Below are 19,992 nucleotides of genomic sequence, written 5' to 3' on the forward strand. Positions count from 1 at the left end.
TTTTCGAAATAGGCCTTGCTGGCCTCGAACGACGACTTCGCGAAATCGGTCTGGGCGGTTGTGATAGCGGTAAGATGTTGCTGAATGCTGGAAAAATCGGTCATCACAAATGGTCCTTCGTCGATCAGTTCCGGAGACATCCCCGATCCAATTGATCTCGACGACTTATGAAGCTTTCAGTGCCTCAACAGCAAGCATCGTGGGTGCACTGCAGCAATGTTAATTTTTGCCCAGTAGTTCTACGGCGCCGCATCTGGCGCCTGTCTCGCTTCAAAAAGCAGCGCAACCGTGACGCCATCGTCGAGCGTCGCGCTAGAAGCTCCCGCCCCCTTGAGCCGTCTTTCTCCATGAGGGCAACCGCCATTGTACGCCTTGGGACCCTGGGAAATTTCCCAGGTGTCGGGCGGGTAGGTCCCCGCTAAACAGCTCTTGGAGCGGGGGGGATAGAAGACCGAAAATGGAAGAACTTATTGCTCAACTTGATAAGTTTCGAGCGGAGGCAGGCTATTGTGCTCGGTTGGCGAGAACTGCACCCGATAGGCAGAGGCAAGCGCTGTTCGAACGGCTCGCAGAACGGGTACGAGAGATGGTTCAGGAAATTGAGACGACGATCGCCGCGCGAACGAAACCGAGTGGTCGCTGGCAATGATTGTCCGGTGACAAACTCCCGGCAGAGGAGCATGCGCGGCGTCCCCGATGGTCAACATCTTTAGGACTGGCGCGGGTCGCGGCCCGCCCCTCGAAATATCATGCTGCGCCTTGCAGCGGCACGGGGGCGAAAAAACCGCTGAAGATCGCTAACCTATTGGTTCGGCCTCTGGTTGCGAGTCTGCAAGCGCCCAATTTGACGGTCGCGCCCCGCGTGTTCAAAACAGCGCACCGATTTTTCTGCGATGTCAGCGGCTTGAGGCCATAGCGACCGAGTACCGCAATCGTCAGCGGTTTTTTCCCGAGAGCGTGCATGACAACGCACGTCATCTAAGCTTCTGATTCAACGCCCTTTTCGATAAAGCGGCCGACGGCCCTTGTCGCCGCCTGTCAGGGTAGAGCCAATGCTGCACATCCGGCTCGGCGACCGAGTCGGGGGAAAACAGGAGAACCAACGTGGCTCATCCCCAACGGCTTGAGATAAAGTTTTTTGGTACCGCCGTATCTGCGCAAGGAGTTGTCGGCATCATCGGTGCGGTTGCGCTGGTTGCCCTGATTTTAGCGATGTCCATCCACTAGGAGCCTCGAAGCACCCAATGGGCTACACGCTTAGAAATATAATCGCGCTGTATCGAACTGATGCGCACTCCCCCTTTCAAAGACTCGGATACCAAGCTCGCGTCAAACAGGATCGCATGATGGAGCGCATCAGCGAGAAACACGGGCACCTTCAGCTCCGAGGAGTTAAGTCGAAAACGCTGTTGGCTTGGTACAAGGACTGGTCTTCCGGCGGCAGGATCGCTGCGGGGCACGCACTGATCGGTCGGCTACGCACCCTTTTCAGGTTCGGGTTCACTATTCTAGAGGACGACGAGTGTCTGCGGTTAATTGAGATTTTGCGTGAAAGCAGGTTTCGTACCCAAGGACCCCGTCTCGTACAGTTGACGTCCGATCATGTGAAGGCGATCCGAGCCGAGGCTCGGGCGCATTTTGGGTGGTACTCGATCGCCCTTGCTCAGGCGCTGCAGTTTGAGTTGGGGCTCAGCCAGAAGGATGTGATCGGAGAGTGGGTGCCAATCGCGGAGCCCGACGAGTCTGACGTGATCTGGCAAGGGAAGAAGTGGGTCAGAGGTTTGTGCTGGTCGCATATCGATAAGAATCTGGTTTTGCGCCACACCACCGGATCGGCGGGTAAGCTCATGGAAGCTGATCTAAGGACGGCTCCAATGATCCTCGATGAGCTGGGCGGCCAAGATGAAATAATCCGTCTGATCAATGAACGAGTTGGGCCAATTGTCATAAACGACGTGACAGGGATGCCGTGGTCGACAGCGGAGTATCGACGAAAGTGGCGATTGGTAGCACGAAAGGCCGGTGTTCCCGACATGGTGAAAAATAGGGACAGTGTGCCGGCCTCAACTCTTGTTGGCGGTCCGGACAGAGCCCGGATTTCGCGCCACATCAGCCTTACCGACCTGCACCGCCATTTACGATCGCGCCGTCGATGATTGGGACTCAGGATCGGCCTTCGGCCTCGGATGCCCCCGCGCGTCGACTAAAGCTCGAGCGGCAAGGCGCGAGCAGGTTCAACCCCGGGACCTCAAGTATCAACCGGGCAGTCGGACCAGCCCGCTGTTGCAACCGTCAAGCGCAACCTCATGCGGATACAGGCATGAGGGAGCAGGAACCAGGTAACCAGGACCGACGGAGCGGCCGCGCTTTGGGGGCCCTTCCAGCCGCCGGGGGCGGGCACACGGCGCATTCTACCTCCCGCTACCAGTGTGTAGCCCCCCACCCGGGCTGTATGCCCGCATGGGCTTACCCGGGCCTCGCCCTTTCGGCTCAACCCGAAACGGCGACTTCGCATTTAAGTGCTAGCGGGGGGCCTTCCTCGTTGCGCCACCGGCAAAGCCGCCTGCCGGAAAAACGCCTGACCGTACATCAATGGTGCCGCGGGCACTCCTAAGAGCTTCCATTTCATTGCGTTACCGGCCCGAAGCGCCTCAGCCTATGCAGCCTCATTCGGCTGAAAGCTTTCGCGCGTCTCATCGGCTTGCAATGCCTTAATTCGCAAAGCAAACGCTCGGTTGAACTCGTTCAACTTTTTAGCCAGCCATATATGCTGGGTGGGCCAATCTTCAGTGTCTGTTGGATCAATATCGTCTCGGTAGCATGCAATGCGAGAGTCTTGCCCATCAGGCAGCTCTTCCCACGATAGCGTATAACCAAGATCGTCTTCGATCTCCGACCGCTTTGCTTCGAGCATGGAATAGAATGCCTTTGCTCGCTCTCCGTACAGGTACAGTTCGGCTCTGATTTGACGCTTATTCTTTGCAACTGCCGCACCTAGATAGAACCCAAATCTCCCGATCGGGTACGACATCCACGATTGGGGCTGGGGCTTCTTGTTTCCTGAGACAGGCCCGCATTCCATATTGAGCGCCGCGTTCAAGCCGGTCCAATAGTTCCGCTGCATTATTCGCGTGTCGGAGAGCTCCGTCTCGTCTAGAGCACGTGCGGCTGTTGCTACAGACTGCGACCAATTGTTGGGTTTCGACACGATGTTGAATTTCGGAGCGGGCGATGAGTTTCCGATGCGCCAGAGTTCAACCTCAACACCGAAGAACCGAAAGCTGCCATCCGTGATCTTGTTTAGCCAGTCCAAAGTCGCGCGGTGTTCTTCCGTGAACCGGGCTGCGATCCAAATGATCGTCACTGCGCCCAGTCCAGACGCATAGGTAAGGACCTGACCTAAATGACTGTGATCCGTTCGCTCCAGCTGATTTTCGATGAGTACCCATGTGTTTTTCTGGAGGTCCTTACACAGGATATCGGCGCGAAAGGGGCCGACCGCCTTTTCTTGGGCTTCTACCTCTAACTCAAGCCCTAGCGCGTTACCTAGAAGCGCAATGTTCGACTCAAGCGCCAGCCACGGCGTGAACGAACTCGCCTCATGGGACCAGACCTCTTTGAGATCGATTTGTTCAAGTTGCGACAAGGGTTGGCTAATCATATGCTGCCTGATGCTCCTATGTTCGAGCATCGATATCGAAGAAGCTTCGCGATACGATTAACCCAGCGCGGTCAAATTTAACGGCGTGCGTTCAGACGGAGAGCTCCGGCTTCTTTGCGGCGGCATGTCCGATGGATCACGCTGCAATTTGAGCCCCGTTGGACAAGCCGGGCTCTCTTGTTGTTCGTTAACGCTTCAACTCTATTCAAGCCTTCAGAACTTCCGGAACTGATTGCATACGCATCCACGCTACGTTCGAATTGTTGCAGGGCGGGGACACGGTCATCCGGAGGCCCTACAAGGCAGGGACGAGAACATGAAGTGCGGCACGACGACCATTCCTTCTGGATGTCGGACGACGGGCGACCGTTGTGGCAAGGCGAGCAATCCCCCGAGCTGTCTCGGTGAACTAGTCGCTCGCTTCAAAAAGCAGCGCCACCGTGACTGCGTCGTCGATCATGTACGAGCTGCAAGAAGTCTGAAGGAGGCCGTCCTTCGCGCGGCTCATTCTGAGCGTCCCGATGGTAAGATGCACGACCATCAATATCGGCTGGGAAGAGCGTTGTTACATGAGTTCGCCCGCGACCTGCTGCGGCGGCTGCCGCAGCTCGAGGCAGCCGCGTCGTTTGACAGAGTGCACGAGGTAGTGCGTAGGACCGCGAGGCGGGGTGTCGGTGATCTAGCAGTCTACGACATTGCGCACCGGATTTCCGCATACAAACGCTATCACCCTAAGCTCATCTACCTGCATGCCGGCACCGCGGCTGGAGCGCGCCACCTAGGCATCACCGGTCGGGCTGCGAAGCGGATTGATTTCCCCAAGGCCTTGCGTACTCTCCGCCCCGACCAGATCGAGGATTTTCTTTGTATGAATTCAGCCGAATTACGGCGATTAGCTTTGTCCGCGTGAACGCACCTGTGATGTGGTGAGCGCTGCTAGCCGGATAACGGGACGATACAAACGAAGCGACAGACGCAGCGACGCGCGTGAGGACGTCGGCGAGTTTACAGCTTCGGCAGCCGCCGGATCATTTTTTCCCGCGTACCAGAAGACTCCAGACCGGTGACGTGCCGTCCCACCGCCTAAGACGACCGTAGAATCGCACCCGAACGCCGGCCTCTTTCAGCCGGCCGACCACGAGATGCAGTGCGATTACGTCGCCCTCCGCCAGCTCCACACAACCACGCTTGCGAGACAACACCGCGCCAGGGAAGCGGAAAAGGTTGTGCTTCAACCATTGGCCGCCGCGCTCGGATAGCGGCTGTAGCTCCACCTTCGCGCCGTCCCGAGGCCTTAAGCCAACATCGGGCCTGCGGAGCAAATTCGCAATCCAACCCACTACGGCTCCTAAGTCGTAATTTGTCTGCTGAAATGAGCAATATCAACGTGTCCGGGCCATGTTAAGAGCCCCTGTTTAAGCATTATCACCCCTAACCATATTGATTTCACTAGACAAGTCCTTCTTAGCTACGCTCCGTCTCTTTGCTCCCCACGTAAGCTCGTCTTGAAAACACATGAGGCGATTGTTGGCATTGAGCCGCATGTGCGGAGCAAAGTCATGTGCACGTTGCACGAAATCGAATTGCCCATATCGCTTTAACTTTTCGATTTGAGCTTTGGCTTGCTCTGGATCGTCTTCCTCTTCCAAAAGGCGTTTAAAGGTGCGCCTTTCAAACCGGCGTCGATCGTATCTACGCCGATAACGGCGCCGAGTGGGGGGGCGGTGTATATGTGAGAGGCGTCCGCCGACCGGATCGTCACTTGATGGACAGTGACAACGAACATCCGGGGCGTGGTCAGGTTCCGCGGACAGTTCCAATCATCTAGTATTATAGGCCGTCGATGACGCGCAAAAACATTTGTTGCCATTGAACTCTATGTGGCAAAGTCATGAACCGGAACACGCGTGCAGTCGGCTAAAGTGCTGACAAGAAATTGCAGGTGCAAGTGTCAGATTCGGAAGACCTCTCGCGTGCTATCGCTGACATTTACGATGCGGCGATTGATCCGACCAAGTGGAAGCAGGCTTTGGCAAGTTCTTGTTCATTTGTCGGAGGATCATCTGCCGCTCTGTTCTGGCACGACGCAGCGACTGAACAGTCCCAGGCCCTGCACCTCTACAACGAAGACCCGCACTACACTCAGCTCTACTTTGAGAAGTATGTTGCCATGAACCCGGTATTTCCGGCGGCTACGTTTATGGAGCCGGGCCTCGTTCACACGGTGAATGACATCATCCCCCAGCAGGAGCTCGTCAAAACGCGCTTCTATCGAGAATGGATCAAGCCTCAAGGAATCGTGGACGCAATCGCAGTGAACCTGGAGAAGGGCGGGTTACGATCCTCCTTTCTAAATTTTCGCATGGACGCCAGTTACGGATCGGCCGACGAGGAGGCGTTGCGGCGAACCAACCTTCTCGTGCCGCATTTTCAGCGGGCTGTTGCTATCGGCCGGCTATTCGATCAGCGAAGGGCGGCTGAAGATGCCTTGACCGAAACGCTCGATCATATGGAAACGGCGGTATTCCTTGTCGGGGTTGGCGGGCGAATCACCTTTGTCAACGCGTCCGCGCGTCAGATGCTGGATGATGGAACGCTTCTCAGCGAGAAATCCAACATGCTCGCGGCGGTCGTGCCTGAGGCCAAGCGAGTGCTGAAGGAGATTTTCGTTGCCGCGGAGAAAGGTGATTCGTCGCTTGGAGCGCGGGGCGTCGCTCTGCCTTTGTCGGCGTCGCCGCAAGATCGCTGGTTTGCGCATGTCCTGCCGTTGACGTCAGGCAGTCGTCAGCGGGCGGGTTTGGCACTTTCCGCCATTGCCGCAATCTTCGTGCGGAAGACGATGCTTGAACAGCCGACGCCGCTCGAGGCGCTTGCAAAGCTTTACAAGCTTACTGCCGGCGAGTTGCGTGTTGCTGACGCGGTCCTGAAGGTCGGGAGCGTCAAGGGCATTGCGGAAATGCTGGGAATCTCACAGGCGACCGTCAAGACGCACCTTCGCAATGTATTTCGCAAGACCGGAGCAAAACGCCAAAGCGATCTCGTCAAGTTGATCGCCAGCATTTAGAAGGCGGCAGTATCTAATCAGGTACGACAATATCGGCCGGCGCCAATCCCGATCGATGTCTTCGGCGCATTTCCGAATACGCCATCTCGACATTTCGGGTGGTTTGCTTTGTGTCAAATAATGGGCTCGTGAGCCGATTGCGATCGAGCTTGACCTTGATCTCTTCGATCCGATCGCTGCTGTTTGCAAGCTCGACAGCTAATTTTCGATAGTCTTCCAAATTCGTGACCACAAGCTCTGACAGGCCGACTGCACCGAGCAGACTCGCTGCGACTCTGCTTGCAAACGTATCGCCGCTGCAGGTCAGCACCGGCAGCCCAGACCAAAGCGCATCGGTTGCCGTCGCATGTGCATTATAGGGTGTCGTGTCCAGGAACAGATCAGCAGCGCGAAATCTTGCCAAGTGCTCTGCAGCGGTCGGAATGCGATCGGCAAAGATCAAGCGGCTGAAAGCGACGCCTCGTCGTGCTGCTTCATGACGCAAGTTAGTGACTGCTATAGGATGCAGTGATGTTAGCCAGAGCACACTTTTCGGGACCGTTCTCAAGATGTCCATCCAGGCATCAAAAATATCTGGCGTAATTTTGTAACTGTTGTTGAAGCAGCAGAAAACGGTGCCGGTAGGAGGTAGGCCTAACTCGCCACGGTTGAAGCGCCGCTCGGCGATGGGACGGGTTGCGTCGTTGACAAAGAAACTTCCGGGAAGCGTTACGACACTCTCCGTATAAGCAGGGCGTGTCGCGGCCGAAATCACCACATTGTCGGCTATGATATAGTCTATGTAAGGCGCTCCGATAGTTCCGGCGTAACCCATGTAGTTGACCTGAATGGGTGCCAGGCGCCTTGCGAGGAGACCGACCCGCGATGCATCCGTGTAACCCATTAGATCAACCAAGATGTCGACTTCGAGCGATCGAACGATGTTGGCGATCTCGTCGTCCGTCTTTGAGCTCGCCTCTATAAATCGTTCGACCGCTGCTTCTATTCGGCGCCGCACAGAAGAACCGTCGCTTTTGCCGAGCGAAATCGCAGATATCTCGAAGGTGGATTTGTCGTGACATTCAAACAGCCCAACGACCGCGAGTGCCGTTGGGTGATCTCGAAAGTCGGCAGACAGATATGCTACGCGGATTCGCTGGTGAGCCGGAACAGAGTTCGCCCGGTTTACTGGATTTGAAGCTGGATAATGACGCGCGCACCATGCTCGCGCGCATTTCAGCTGATCCTCAGCACGCGCGCCGATTGCCAAGAAGATGAAGGGTTGAGCGTTTGCCGTCCCGGCCCGCACTCCGCCGATCAGGTGGTCAACGTCCTCGCGCAAATTACGCCAGTCGCAAAGCAGCATTTTGCTGTGAAGTCGATAGGCTTCGATGCCTGGAAGGTCAGGTTGTAGCCGATATGCCTTGTCATATGAGGCAAATGCCTCCTCATAGCGCCGAATGCGCAGCAGCGCGTGAGCATTGTTTCGATGCAATTCTGCGAGCTGAGGCCGCAAGACCAGAGCTTCACGATAACTGGTCAGGGCTTCCTCGATTCGTTGCAGACCGGCGAGAGCGACGCCACGATGCATATGGGCATCGGCCGACGTCGGTTCGATCCGGATGGCAGCCTCGAAGCAGGCAATCGCTTCGCCTGCTCGGTTCAATCTAAGCAGGGATTTGCCGAGATTATTGTGAGCCGCGACGTTTTTGTCATTAAGCGCAAGTGCTCTGCGGATCAGGTTGATCCCCTGCTCAACGCGGTTGGTGCCGAGCGCGATTACTCCGAGCAGATGCAGTGCATCGGAATGCTCGGGCCGCTCCCGAAGTATCTCGTTGTAGATAAGTTCCGCGGCGGGCAGGTCGCCCTGTTGATGCAGTGCGAAGGCGTTCGCCAGCTTCGATTGAGAAGATGATGTTTCGATTGTCATCGAGGGCACGTCACAATCGTTTTGGCGCATCGCTCATCTTGCTCGAAATGCCTATATTTCTGCAATGCGGTGATCGGAAAGCATATTGAACGCCGTCTCACCCTTTCGGATGATGCGCGTCCGGAATTGGCTCGTCATACTCGTGATGTTGCGTGCAGTACCTTCCACGAACCGATGCCTAAGAGTTGGGCAATGGGTTGTTTGCACATTGGAACCCAACAATCACTTGTTCTGCATGCGACAAGTTCGTTAGTCTTCCCGTCATTGGAATGCAGGACATAGTTTTCGTTCATCGTTGCTCGCCGGCCAATTATTTTTAGCCGGTGCAGGGGAATGCCACGTTTGCCTTGATAGACAGATTTCCCGGTCCCCCTTCGTAGCGATGGGTGTTGACGTTTCTTGTGCTTCCGCTTGCGCTTTGCGAGTTGGAAATGATCTTTTTGAGTATTGAATTTTTCGAGTTCTGGTCGGTCGTTTCGTCCGATCGTGATCGGGGCCTTTGGCAAGCGCAGGGCTACCTCGCATATGCGCTGCATTCTCCAGCGGACACGTCCGCCTATGATATGCGCGAAAGTGGCATTCCACAAATCTCTCGCGTGAAACAACCGAAGTTGAGTGACAGCCTTAACCGGCTTTTCTTGCGCGTGCGTCAATCTGACGCGCGCCCATTTCGTTCTAGTTCATACTCGCGAGCGCCCGTCCGGTTGCAGCATCGAGTCATTGAAGCGCTTCCACCTTAGTAGAGCGACGCCTGCCTAAGAAACATTCCTTCAAAAATACTTCGAGACATATGGGAGTTGGTCATGGCTTTCACGGTTTCCGACGTTGAATCGAAACTCGATAGCTTGTTCGCGAAGATTGCGGGTCAGATCGGCGGAAGTGATGCAAGCTCGGTGGTGAGCTCGGCGTTGCCATTGATCGGTAAACTTAGTGACCTGACCGGCGTCGACCCCCTCGACCCCTTCAAACAACTATTGTCAGACGTCAAGACCGCGCTCGACCAAGCGCAGACCCTGGTGAACGGCGGAATGGATGTCGGCAACGCCGTCGCCAAGGCGATTACGGATGCGCACATCACGGGCATTGCCGGTGCCGCTTGGAGCGACACAACCGGTCTCAACATCCATTTATTTGACACTGAGACGGTGAATACCGGTACCAAAGACATCAACATAGGCAAAGCCATCGGATCCTTTATGGATCTCACGGTGAACACCGGAGCGGTGGTGACCGCCACGCTCGATTCGACTGTTGTTTTCGGACTCGATGGCAGCATTTCGCTCAAGACGCAGACTACGCCGGAGATAGACGTCAAGGTCGGTACTAATATCAGCGTCAACAATCTTCACGCCAATCTGGGCGTGGCAGATGTAACCGTTACTGACGCCTCGCCCGCGACACCCGAATTGAGCGCCGAATTTGGGCTGGACCTGAATCTCGACACGTCAGGCAATTTCACCATCGACCCGAAGTTAATTGGAGGATCTGCGCAACTGGACCTGAAGTTTGCAACCACGGATGTTCTCGACGGTCTTTTGCCAGACGTCGATGGTGAGTTTGTTGCAGGCTTTTCCTACGACTCCACGACAGGGAAGTTTGAGGCTCCCGGCGTCTCGGTGAAGGATGTCGAGCTCGATCTCAGCTCCTATCTCGATCTTGCCGGCAGCACATTCACGGATATTGCAAAGACGTTCCGCTCCGGCGCGCTCGGCACGATGATCGATGTTGCCACCGAGCCGCTGCCCGCGCTGGATGCGCTGGCCCACAAGTTCAAGTTCGTGATGGACAAGTACGACAAGGTCGGCTCAATCACTGGCGGCCCCGACCACAAGATCACAATCGGCGACCTCGCCGTAAACGCCAACCCCGCGCTCGAGGCCACCATCAGCAAATGGTATCAGGCCATCGACCTGATCTCGCAGATCCGCAAACTCGAGGGCGGTCCCAACGGCAACGGCAAGATCAATCTCGGCGGCGGTTCGCTGATTGGCGGCGATACCCAGTCTGACGCGGATCCCACCGCGATCGCAGCCCAGCTCAAGCAGGCGCTGGGCGATCTTCATCTCCCGTCCGAGGTGACGGACTTTCTCAGCGGTCTGGACGTTAACCTTCCCGAAGGGTTTGCAGCAGCCGCGACTGGCGTTGGTCAAAGCAAGGGCTTCGAGTTTAGCCTGTTCGAGCATCCGGAGAAGATTCTCGACATCCTGCTGACCAACAAGCCAGTCGATCTCATCAAGTACGACGTGCCGGCATTCTCGGTGAACGAGCGCTTCGGCGGGTTTTTTCCCGTGCTTGGTCCGCTGGGCTTCCTGCTCGAAGATGACCTACGGGTCAAGATCGACATCGACGTTGGCTACGATACCGAAGGATTGATCTCGAAAGCTTTCGACCGGGGCTTCTTCGTTACGACGGCAGTGCCCACCGCGGGAGGCATTGGTGGCGTTGGAGGGACCAAGCAATGGGAGAACCCGAGGAACGAGCCATTCCTTCCGGTCGGTGCGTTCGACACGCTGCTGAAAGGCGGCGCCGGTGTCGGCTTCGGCGGCAGCAGCCTCACCGTTAACGGCCAGTTCGGTTTAGGTCTTTACGCCTATTTCGAAGCAGTCGACGGCGACGGCAAATGGCGTCCTTCCGACGGGTTCGGCTGTATCTTCGACCCGATCGGTGGCAAGGCAACAGCCTCGGTCAACGTCACGATCGAGATTGGCTTCGGTCCGTTCTCCGTCTCGAAGAACATTCCGCTCGCGGCCACTACGCTCGCCGATTTTACGCTCTTCCACTGCTCGCCGGCCGTGTTTGAGAACCAGCCGGTGACCGCGGGTCTCGCGTCGTTCGAAGATCCCAATGTGGTGCTGAACGTCGGAACTCGCGCCAACCAGCGCGCCCTCGATACCGGCCATGGTGAAGTTCAGCCGATCGAGCAAGGAAATATCGACGAAACCTATGTGATTGGAAACGCGCGCGCTCCCAATCCGAACTCAGACAATCTCGAGATCGATTCGTCCAAGAACCCTCCGGACATTCTCATCCCCGGTACGCTGGACATCGTTGCATTCGGCTTCACCCAGCGCATCAGCGCGCCGCACGCGGTCGGTATTATCAAGGCGGATTTCGGTTCCGGCAATGACACGCTGATCATTCAGAGCGACGTGGCAGCCAACTCAGAGATCTTCGGTGGTGCTGGCAACGACACGCTGTACGGCGGCAAGGGTGTCGACAAGCTACATGGTGGCAACGACAATGACGTCCTGTCTGGTGGCGAAGGGGACGACTTCCTGTACGGCGACGAAGGAAACGACCAGCTTACCGGCGGTGTCGGTAAGGATCGATTAGACGGCGGCAACGGCTTTGACACTGTGGATTACTCCGAGGCCAACAAGGGAACCAGTCAAGGGGTCGCCGTCACCATCTCTCTAGCCGGGGAATATTCTGGCTACGGTGGTGAAGCGACCGGCGACACGCTGATCAGCATCGAAAGCCTGATAGGAACGGACAACAACGACGATTTCCGAGCCGTCTTCGATGTAACGCAGAACCTCGTTTTCGACGGTGGCATTGGTCGCGACATCCTGGTCGGTGGTCAAGGGGACGACCTGCTGATCGGCGGGGCGGATGCTGACGTTCTGACCGGTGGACCAAGTGGAAAGGCGGGAAACAACGCAACCACCTACATCACGTCCTGGGGCGCCGTGCAGATCGACCTTAGCGAGCACATTCAGCACGGCGGCGACGCGAAGGGCGACTATCTGACCGACATTCAGAATGTCGAAGGCTCGATCAATTCCGATAAATTGTATGGCAACGATGTCGATAACATGCTGTGGGGTAATGACGGTAACGACATCATAGAGGGTCGCGGCGGAAAGGACAAAATCAACGGCGGCGGTGGCGACGATCTCGTCTATGGCGACGCTGACCGTGACAGCCTTGACGGCGGCGCCGGCACCGACACCTTGAATTACCAGCATGTTGGCGGGCCGGTCAGTGTCGATTTGGGCGGCAGTCAGGTCAAGGTTCTGGGTCTCGTCGTTGATGTGCCCAATGCCGCTCCTGATTTTATACAGATGGCAATTGTGCCGGAGTCTGGCGAACGCGGGCTCAGTACGTTCGAGAATCTGGTCGGCTCCAACTTCAGCGACACTCTGACGGGAGACATTGGCTATAACCGCATCGAAGGCCGCGACGGGAATGACATCATCGATGGCGACGCCGGCTTTGACATTTTGATCGGCGGGTTCGGAGCGGATCGGCTCTCCGGCGGCACCGGCATCGACTGGGCCTACTACAACGATTCACCGGTTGGCGTGACCGTCAATATGATCGGCTCAGAGGCCGCGACCGGTGGATTCGGCCTCAGTGGGACTGCTTCCGGTGATACGTTCAACAGCGTCGAGAATATTCTTGGTTCCCGGTTCGCGGACAACCTGACGGGCAGCCGCGACGCCAACATTATCGATCCGAATATCTCCGGCGCCTCCGTCACCGAAATGGTGGACGGCAGTCTGGGCACCGACACGTTGCGGCTGAACTATTCGACTTGGGGAGCGGACAATGGTCTGGGTGTCACCGGTGGATTCCGCATCAGCCTGGACCCGACTACGGATGGCAGCTTCACGCGCCTGACGGCGTCTAGCGACGCGACGCTCGACACCGTCAATTTCACCGGCATCGAGCAATTGGATATCGTTGGCACCCGTAGCGACGACGTTATCTTCGGCGCCGGCGGCAACGACAGGATCGTCACTGGATACGGAAACGATGTCATCTACAGCGGATTGGGCGCCGACAATGTCAGCGCCGGCGCCGGCAATGACGTCGTCGCCTATGGCACCAATTCCGCCCTGTTCATGACAGATCAGGGCGGGGCGAATCCGTTCCATCTCGACGGGGGGAGCGGCATTGACACCCTTTCGGTTTCGCTCGGACAGTTAGGAGCCGATGTTTGGCTGGCTGGCTCGAATTCCGGCGATGAGTTCCGGGGGACTAATTTCTCATCGAACGGCATCGCCCTCAAGAACTTTGAGATTCTCAGCAAGGTCACTACTGGCGAGGGCTGGGATACCATCCGCCAGGATGGTTATTATGACAACGTGTTCTCGACCGGCGGTGGCTCCGACACGATCTACGCAGGCTTCGGCAAGGACTTTGTCGACGGAGGCGCAGAACATTCGTCGACACATTATGTCGATGGCCCTGACGAAGGAGATCTGCTCGTGCTGGATTACAGCACCTATGGCGGATCCGCGGGCGTGGTTGGGACGGCGACCAAGGGCGTTCCGAACCAACTGCCGAGTGCAGGCACGTATAGGGCCGGTCCCGAAGGCAATCTCGATGTCGATCTATCCTACGTGGATATCGAGAGCGTATGGGTCATCGGCACGGGCTACGACGACTTCCTGACCGGAACGTATGACCGAAACCTCGGCTTTTTCGATCGGCCCTATGGCAACGATGCCCTATCCGGCGGCGGCGGCAACGACACGCTGATCGGTTACTCTGGCAGTGACGGTCTTGATGGCGGAGACGGCAACGACATTCTTCTCGGCGCCGATCCTGCAGAGGCTTACAAATTTCAGGGGGGGGTAGGCAGCGATAGGGAAGTCGACGATCTTTATGGTGGCGCCGGCGCTGACACGTTTGTGCTCGGGACGGAAAACGGAAGGCTCTACACGTCCGGAGCCGCCTCATATTTTAATAATCGCGCTATTATAGAGGATTTCAATCCGAACGAAGGCGACAGGATTCAGCTCTATGGCAATCAGCTGACGCCCATTGCGTCCTACAGAGTTGATCACAGCGCTGATGGCCACGACTCCTACGTCGTCTATACCGGCGGCTGCAGCCCCGAACTGATCGCCGAGCTTCGCGGGGTTTCCGATTTTGATCTCGGTGCGAGCTACATCAACTGGGTCGATGAGACGCATCCCGGCGTCGTCCTGACGCCAGCGACACAGGGAATTGTGAGCTCCGGCGGCGATGGCCTCCGGTCCTCTGCGGCGACCAACACGTTTGCGAAAGCCGAGAGTCAATCGCTGGGCGCGTCCACGAACGCAGTGACGGTCGATGGTTTCACCGTCACGCAGACTGACGATAACGCCGCGTTGAAGCAGGCGCTCGACGGAACGAGCGGCGCCACAGGTACATCTTTGACCTTATCCGGCAGCGCCGACGCGTTTGGCACGTTCAATGGCGATCCCTTCGGACTCGGCAAAGGCATCATCCTGTCGACCGGACGGGTCGAAGATCTTCCCGGATCCAACACCGCCGAGAGCGGCGGATCGATGGTCACATCCATTCCGATCACATTTCAAAAGATCGGAACGACTGGTGATGTCGACATCTACAAGGCGGATCTCTCCGATCTGGGAATCGACCTCCGTTCGTTGACGCTGGCCGATCTGTTCACCGAGCTGAGCGGTTCGGGCGGCGTCGCGAGCGGGTTCGATCTGGATGGAATCATCCTGAGCCGCACCAATCTGATGTCGGCGACCAGTGCAGCGGATTTGAACAATCTCGATAAGCTCGACGTCTTTGACTATTCCGGCGGGGTAACCTTCAACGGAGGTACCCAGAGCGACCCGACTGGCGGTGGGTTTCCGTACGGCCCCGACCTTATTGGATCCATCAACGGGATGGTGGATGAGAATAGCGCCCGACTCAATCTCTTCGACGATTTTCCTGACTTTAACTCTGGATTCCTGTCGCTGGGACGCGGCGGTTCGGTCGGCTTCGATCTTACGTCCCTCGTTTCAACCGACGGGCCGCTCTACGTCTACGTGGCTGAAGTTGGAGCTAACGGCGAAAACCTCGTCGGCACGATCAACGCGTCCCCCGATACCGTTGAACCGACCGGGGACCTTTCGACCGATCTCGGTGTGCAAGGTCTGGATGGCGACACCACGAGCCTTACCTATACGTTCACGCCAAAGGCAGGCGATAATGGATTCTCGATTGATCTCGTGCTGTTCAGTGAAGAGCTGTCGGAGTTTGACGGTACGTCGCTGACCGACGAATTTAGCATAAAGCTCAACGGCGTCGAAATCGGTGCGCTTTCCAATGGCGCCGCGTTGACCATCAAGAACCTGGTCTACGCGGGTTCCGGCGATCTAATCCTCAATCCGGTCGACACCGGTCCTCTGGCCGACAAGATTAAAGCGGACGCTTACACTAGCACGCTGCGGCTGACGGGAGCCGTCGAGCAAGGCAGCGTGAATACCTTGACCATCGAGGTGAAGGACGGACGTGACGCCTTCCTGGACAGTGGGCTTCTGATCAAAGATGGTTCATTCAAGACCTTCGTTCGCCCTGAAGTCATAGTGAGCGTCGGTGGCGTCGGAGGCGATGGATCCGGGGGAGGATCGGGCACCGGTACGGCGCCTCAAGACGAGCCTCCCTCAATAACGATTACCGCCAATGGCGGCTCGAGCGGCGGTGGTTCAACCGTTACCGTTACCACAACGACGCTCGTGTCGCATGACAACGGTGACGGGACCCGGACTGTTACGTCGTCAAGCTCGACGCATGAGGTGGCGCCAGGAGGCGGCAGTGTGACGTTCCCTGCGGGAGGCGGCGCGGGCGGGGCCGAGGTCGGTGACACCGTAACGATCACGACGACCGTGTCCAGCAACGACCCAAGCTATCAGCCCGATCCGATCCCGCCGTTCACTTACACCGTCTCGCCTCCAGTGAATCACGCACCGGAAATCACGCCGCCAGCCGGCGAAATCCGGGTGCCGGAGAACACTACCGATGTAACGGTGGTGGTCGCACACGATCCTGATGCCGGACAGACCCTGAACTATTCGATCGTAGGCGGCGCCGACAAGGACCTGTTCAAGCTCGATCCGACAACGGGCGCGCTCAAATTCAAGGCCGCGCCGGACTTTGAGAGTCCCTCCGACGCCGGCCACGACAACGTCTATGACGTGGTTGTCGGTGTCAGCGACAACGGTAGCACTCCAAAATCGGACACCCAGGCCTATTCCGTCCGTGTCACTGACACTGCGGAAACATCGACGCTGTTCGTCAAGTTCGTCTCGGAATCAGCCTCGTATCGCAACACGCTCGGCTGGTATAATACCCAGACGCTCAAGGGAGGCCTCCTGTTCCCCTCGATCGAGGCGGAAGGCACCCATCCGACCGTTGTGGCCGGCGTCACCACGGCATCGTTCACCGTCGACAGCGCGGAGGTCGGTAAGATCGGCTTCTTCCTGATCCCCGACGGCGCCGATATCTGCAGCAATCCCGATCATCTCAAGGGCAGCATCAAGGTCATCCAGGAGTCGAATGGAAGCTGGGGCGTGGCTTTGACGGACGCGAACGGTAACGTCCAGACCGACCACTACGGCAGACCTATCGTGCTTGATGGCGCTGGTGCAGATGCGCTATTCACTGAGACGGGCAAAAATGCTGGCAGTGTCGACTATGCATCGTCCAAGGTTGGCACAGGCCAGACAGCGGCCACGCTCGCCGGCGATACTGCTGACGGGCCGACCGGTCTGATCGCTTGGGAGGATCAAGCCGCGTCGGTCGCGCAGAACGGTGGTCAATACTACGCCACGGGTCCGGCTTCGTATCAAAGCCTCATTGCCGGAGACCAGGATTATAACGACGCGGTCTTTCTGGTCACCGAGGTCAAGGGCCAAACCCTCACGGGCAATGGCACGACCAACAACCTCACGGGCGGGCTTGCCAACGACGTGCTGGATGGCCTCGGCGGCGACGACGTCCTTGATGCTGGCGCTGGCAGCGACAACGCCGCGGGTGGGGATGACAATGACCTCTTCATCCATCGTCTCGCCGAGAACGTCGGCTCGTCGGACAGCTACGACGGGGGGGCAGGCCAGGACACGCTCCGGCTAGTCCTGACCAGCGCGGAGTGGGCGAGAGCCGACGTCCAGACGGATGTCGCAAACTTCTTGGCTTATCTCAGCGGGCCGGCCGCCGTCAGCACGCCCTTCACGTTCAAGTCGACGCAGCTAAAGGTGGTCAATATCGAGAAGCTCGAGGTGACTGTCGAGGGTGTGTCGCTGGATCCGCGCAATGAACCGGTGGCGGCCGTTGCTGACACGCTTGCGGTAACCGAAGACATTGGCGGAAGCATCAACGTGCTCGCCAACGACTCGGTGCCCGATCGCGCGATATCCGTGACCATTCTCTCGAATGGGACCAAGGGAACGGCGTCGATCAATCCGTCGCTCTCCGGTGCAACGCAAACAGCATTGTTGTCCTACGCGCCTTCTGCAGCGATGCAATCGCTACGGGCCGGCGAAACCGCGACCGACAGCATCACCTACAAGGTCGTGGATGTGAATGGCGACAGCTCGACCGCGAGCGTTATGGTCATGATCACCGGTGTCAACGATCCTGCCAAGATCACTGGCACCAGTTCCGGCTCACTGACCGAGGACTTTTCGGTCAAGGCGACCGGAAAGCTCACGGTGAGCGACGTTGATACCAACGATAACCGCGCAGTTGTGCAGACCAACGTCGCGGGAATCTATGGCACGTTTAGCGTCGACGCCACGGGCGCATGGACCTACAACCTCAACAACGCTGCAGCCAATGTCCAGGCTCTCATCTCCGGCCAAACCGTCAAGGACACCTTCACGGTCAAATCCGTGGACGGAACCGCATCGCAGGTTGTCACCGTCAACATCAACGGTTGCAATGATGCCGCGACAATCGGGGCACCTTCGCCTCGCGACGTGACCGAGGACGTCAGCGTGACGTCCGGCAAGCTCGTTGCTGGCGGCACGATCAGTGTTTCGGATGCAGATCTCAGTCAGTCCGCATTCCAAACTGCTGTATCGTCGGCTTCCGGTAATCTCGGCCAGCTCACGCTGGCTTCCAATGGCACTTATAACTACAGCGTGCAAAACAGCGCGGTGCAGTTCCTAGCCGCCGGGGAGACCCGGACCGATAGCTTTACCATCAAGTCGGTCGATGGTACGCCGAAGACGGTGACGTTTGTGATCCACGGGGCCGCTGATGCCGCGGTGATCGGAGTGCCGACGGTCGCTGACGTCACCGAAGACCTCTCAGTGGTCTCCGGCAAGCTCTTCGCGAAGGGCAAGATCTCGATCTCGGATGCGGATCACGACCAGTCGTCATTCCAGACGGCCGTCGTCAACTCGAGCGGGGATTTGGGTTCGCTGAGCCTGTTTGCGAATGGCGATTATAGCTACGCTGTCGCCAACAGTGCGGTCCAATACCTCGGTGCGAACGAGACCAAGGTCGACAGCTTCACCATCAAGTCGTTCGATGGTACTTCGAAGACGGTGAACGTCACGATCCACGGCGTCAACGATGCTGCCGTGATCGGAACGCCGAACAAGACCGATGTGACCGAGGATGTCTCCGTCGCCTCCGGTAACCTTAGTGCCAAGGGCTCGATCTCGATCTCCGACGTGGACCACGGTCAGTCGACGTTCCAGACCTCGGTCACCAAGGCAGCCGGTACCCTCGGTTCGCTGACATTGGCGGCCGACGGCGATTACATCTACAGCGTCGCGAACAGCGCCGTTCAGTATTTCGACGCGGACGACACCAAGGTCGATAGCTTCACAATCAAGTCCGCCGACGGAACATCCAAGACGGTTGCATTCACGATCCACGGGGCTAACGACACCGCCGTGATTGGGACGGCGGCCAAGGTCGACGTGACCGAGGACGTTTCGGTGTCCTCAGGCAATCTAGTGGCGAAGGGCAATATCTCGATTTCGGATGCTGACCACGATCAGGCGTCTTTCCAGACGACAGTGGTCAAGGCCAATGGCGATCTGGGATCACTCAGCCTATCCGCCAACGGCGACTACATGTACAGCGTCTCGAACAGCGCTGTGCAATACCTCGGCAGCGGCGACACCAAGGTCGACAGTTTCACGATCAAGTCGCTGGACGGAACATCGAAGACGGTGGCGTTCACCATCCACGGCGCCGACGAGATCATCAATGTCGGCAGTCACGCGTTGGTGTCGGGAACGGCGGGACCTGACATCTTTGTCTTCCCCTCGGCCGCGAGCGCCGACTCGACCATCTCCGGCTTCGCTCATGGGCAGGACGTGCTGCAGATCTCGGCTTCGGGATTTGGGCACGCACTGGTGGCGGGGACCACTCCGATATTGGTCACCGCAAGCGACGCGTCGGCGGCGAACCACAGCGGCTCCGCCGGCTACTTCATCTTCGACAATGCTGGTGCCCACGCGGGAACGGTTTATTGGGACGCCAACGGAGGCAGCGGCAGCGACGCGGTTGCGCTCGCCAAACTAAATGGGGTGACGTCTCTCCTCCCGTCCGACTTCCACGTCGTCTAGCGATGAGTAGTGGCGGGGCTGACTGCCCCGCCATTCATGCCAA

General features: G+C 57.6%; 7 protein-coding genes. 5 read left to right on the plus strand and 2 right to left on the minus strand.

The window, feature by feature from the left end; genetic code table 11:
• Nucleotides 1-1,104: 1,104 nt before the first annotated feature.
• Both AC0L3J_RS35945 and AC0L3J_RS35950 read left to right on the plus strand, forming a co-directional pair.
• A complete protein-coding gene (locus AC0L3J_RS35945) occupies nucleotides 1,105-1,227 on the plus strand; it encodes a hypothetical protein (protein ID WP_473350235.1) in 123 nt (40 codons plus the stop codon).
• 116 nt (nucleotides 1,228-1,343) lie between these two features.
• On the plus strand, nucleotides 1,344-2,156 hold the full coding sequence (locus tag AC0L3J_RS35950) for a hypothetical protein (RefSeq protein ID WP_473350236.1): 813 nt from the start codon (nucleotides 1,344-1,346) through the stop codon (nucleotides 2,154-2,156).
• Nucleotides 2,157-2,656: 500 nt separating this feature from the next.
• On the opposite strand, the gene AC0L3J_RS35955 is transcribed toward AC0L3J_RS35950, so the two are convergent.
• Nucleotides 2,657-3,661, minus strand: a complete 1,005-nt coding sequence (locus AC0L3J_RS35955; protein ID WP_473350237.1) for a DUF4268 domain-containing protein — start codon at nucleotides 3,659-3,661, stop codon at nucleotides 2,657-2,659.
• A gap of 529 nt (nucleotides 3,662-4,190) precedes the next feature.
• On the opposite strand from AC0L3J_RS35955, the gene AC0L3J_RS35960 reads away from it, so the two are divergent.
• Together AC0L3J_RS35960 and AC0L3J_RS35965 are read left to right on the plus strand one after the other, a co-directional pair.
• Nucleotides 4,191-4,571, plus strand: coding sequence for a hypothetical protein (locus AC0L3J_RS35960; protein WP_473350238.1), 381 nt, complete (start codon nucleotides 4,191-4,193; stop codon nucleotides 4,569-4,571).
• Nucleotides 4,572-5,609: 1,038 nt separating this feature from the next.
• Nucleotides 5,610-6,725: a helix-turn-helix transcriptional regulator gene (locus AC0L3J_RS35965; RefSeq protein WP_473350239.1), complete on the plus strand. Its 1,116-nt coding sequence runs from the start codon at nucleotides 5,610-5,612 to the stop codon at nucleotides 6,723-6,725.
• Nucleotides 6,726-6,738: 13 nt separating this feature from the next.
• On the opposite strand, the gene AC0L3J_RS35970 is transcribed toward AC0L3J_RS35965, so the two are convergent.
• On the minus strand, nucleotides 6,739-8,634 hold the full coding sequence (locus AC0L3J_RS35970) for an O-linked N-acetylglucosamine transferase, SPINDLY family protein (RefSeq protein ID WP_473350240.1): 1,896 nt from the start codon (nucleotides 8,632-8,634) through the stop codon (nucleotides 6,739-6,741).
• 803 nt (nucleotides 8,635-9,437) lie between these two features.
• On the opposite strand from AC0L3J_RS35970, the gene AC0L3J_RS35975 reads away from it, so the two are divergent.
• On the plus strand, nucleotides 9,438-19,949 hold the full coding sequence (locus AC0L3J_RS35975) for a VCBS domain-containing protein (RefSeq protein ID WP_473350241.1): 10,512 nt from the start codon (nucleotides 9,438-9,440) through the stop codon (nucleotides 19,947-19,949).
• Nucleotides 19,950-19,992 lie beyond the last annotated feature (43 nt).

It is taken from the genome of Bradyrhizobium sp. Kon37, assembly GCF_055807535.1.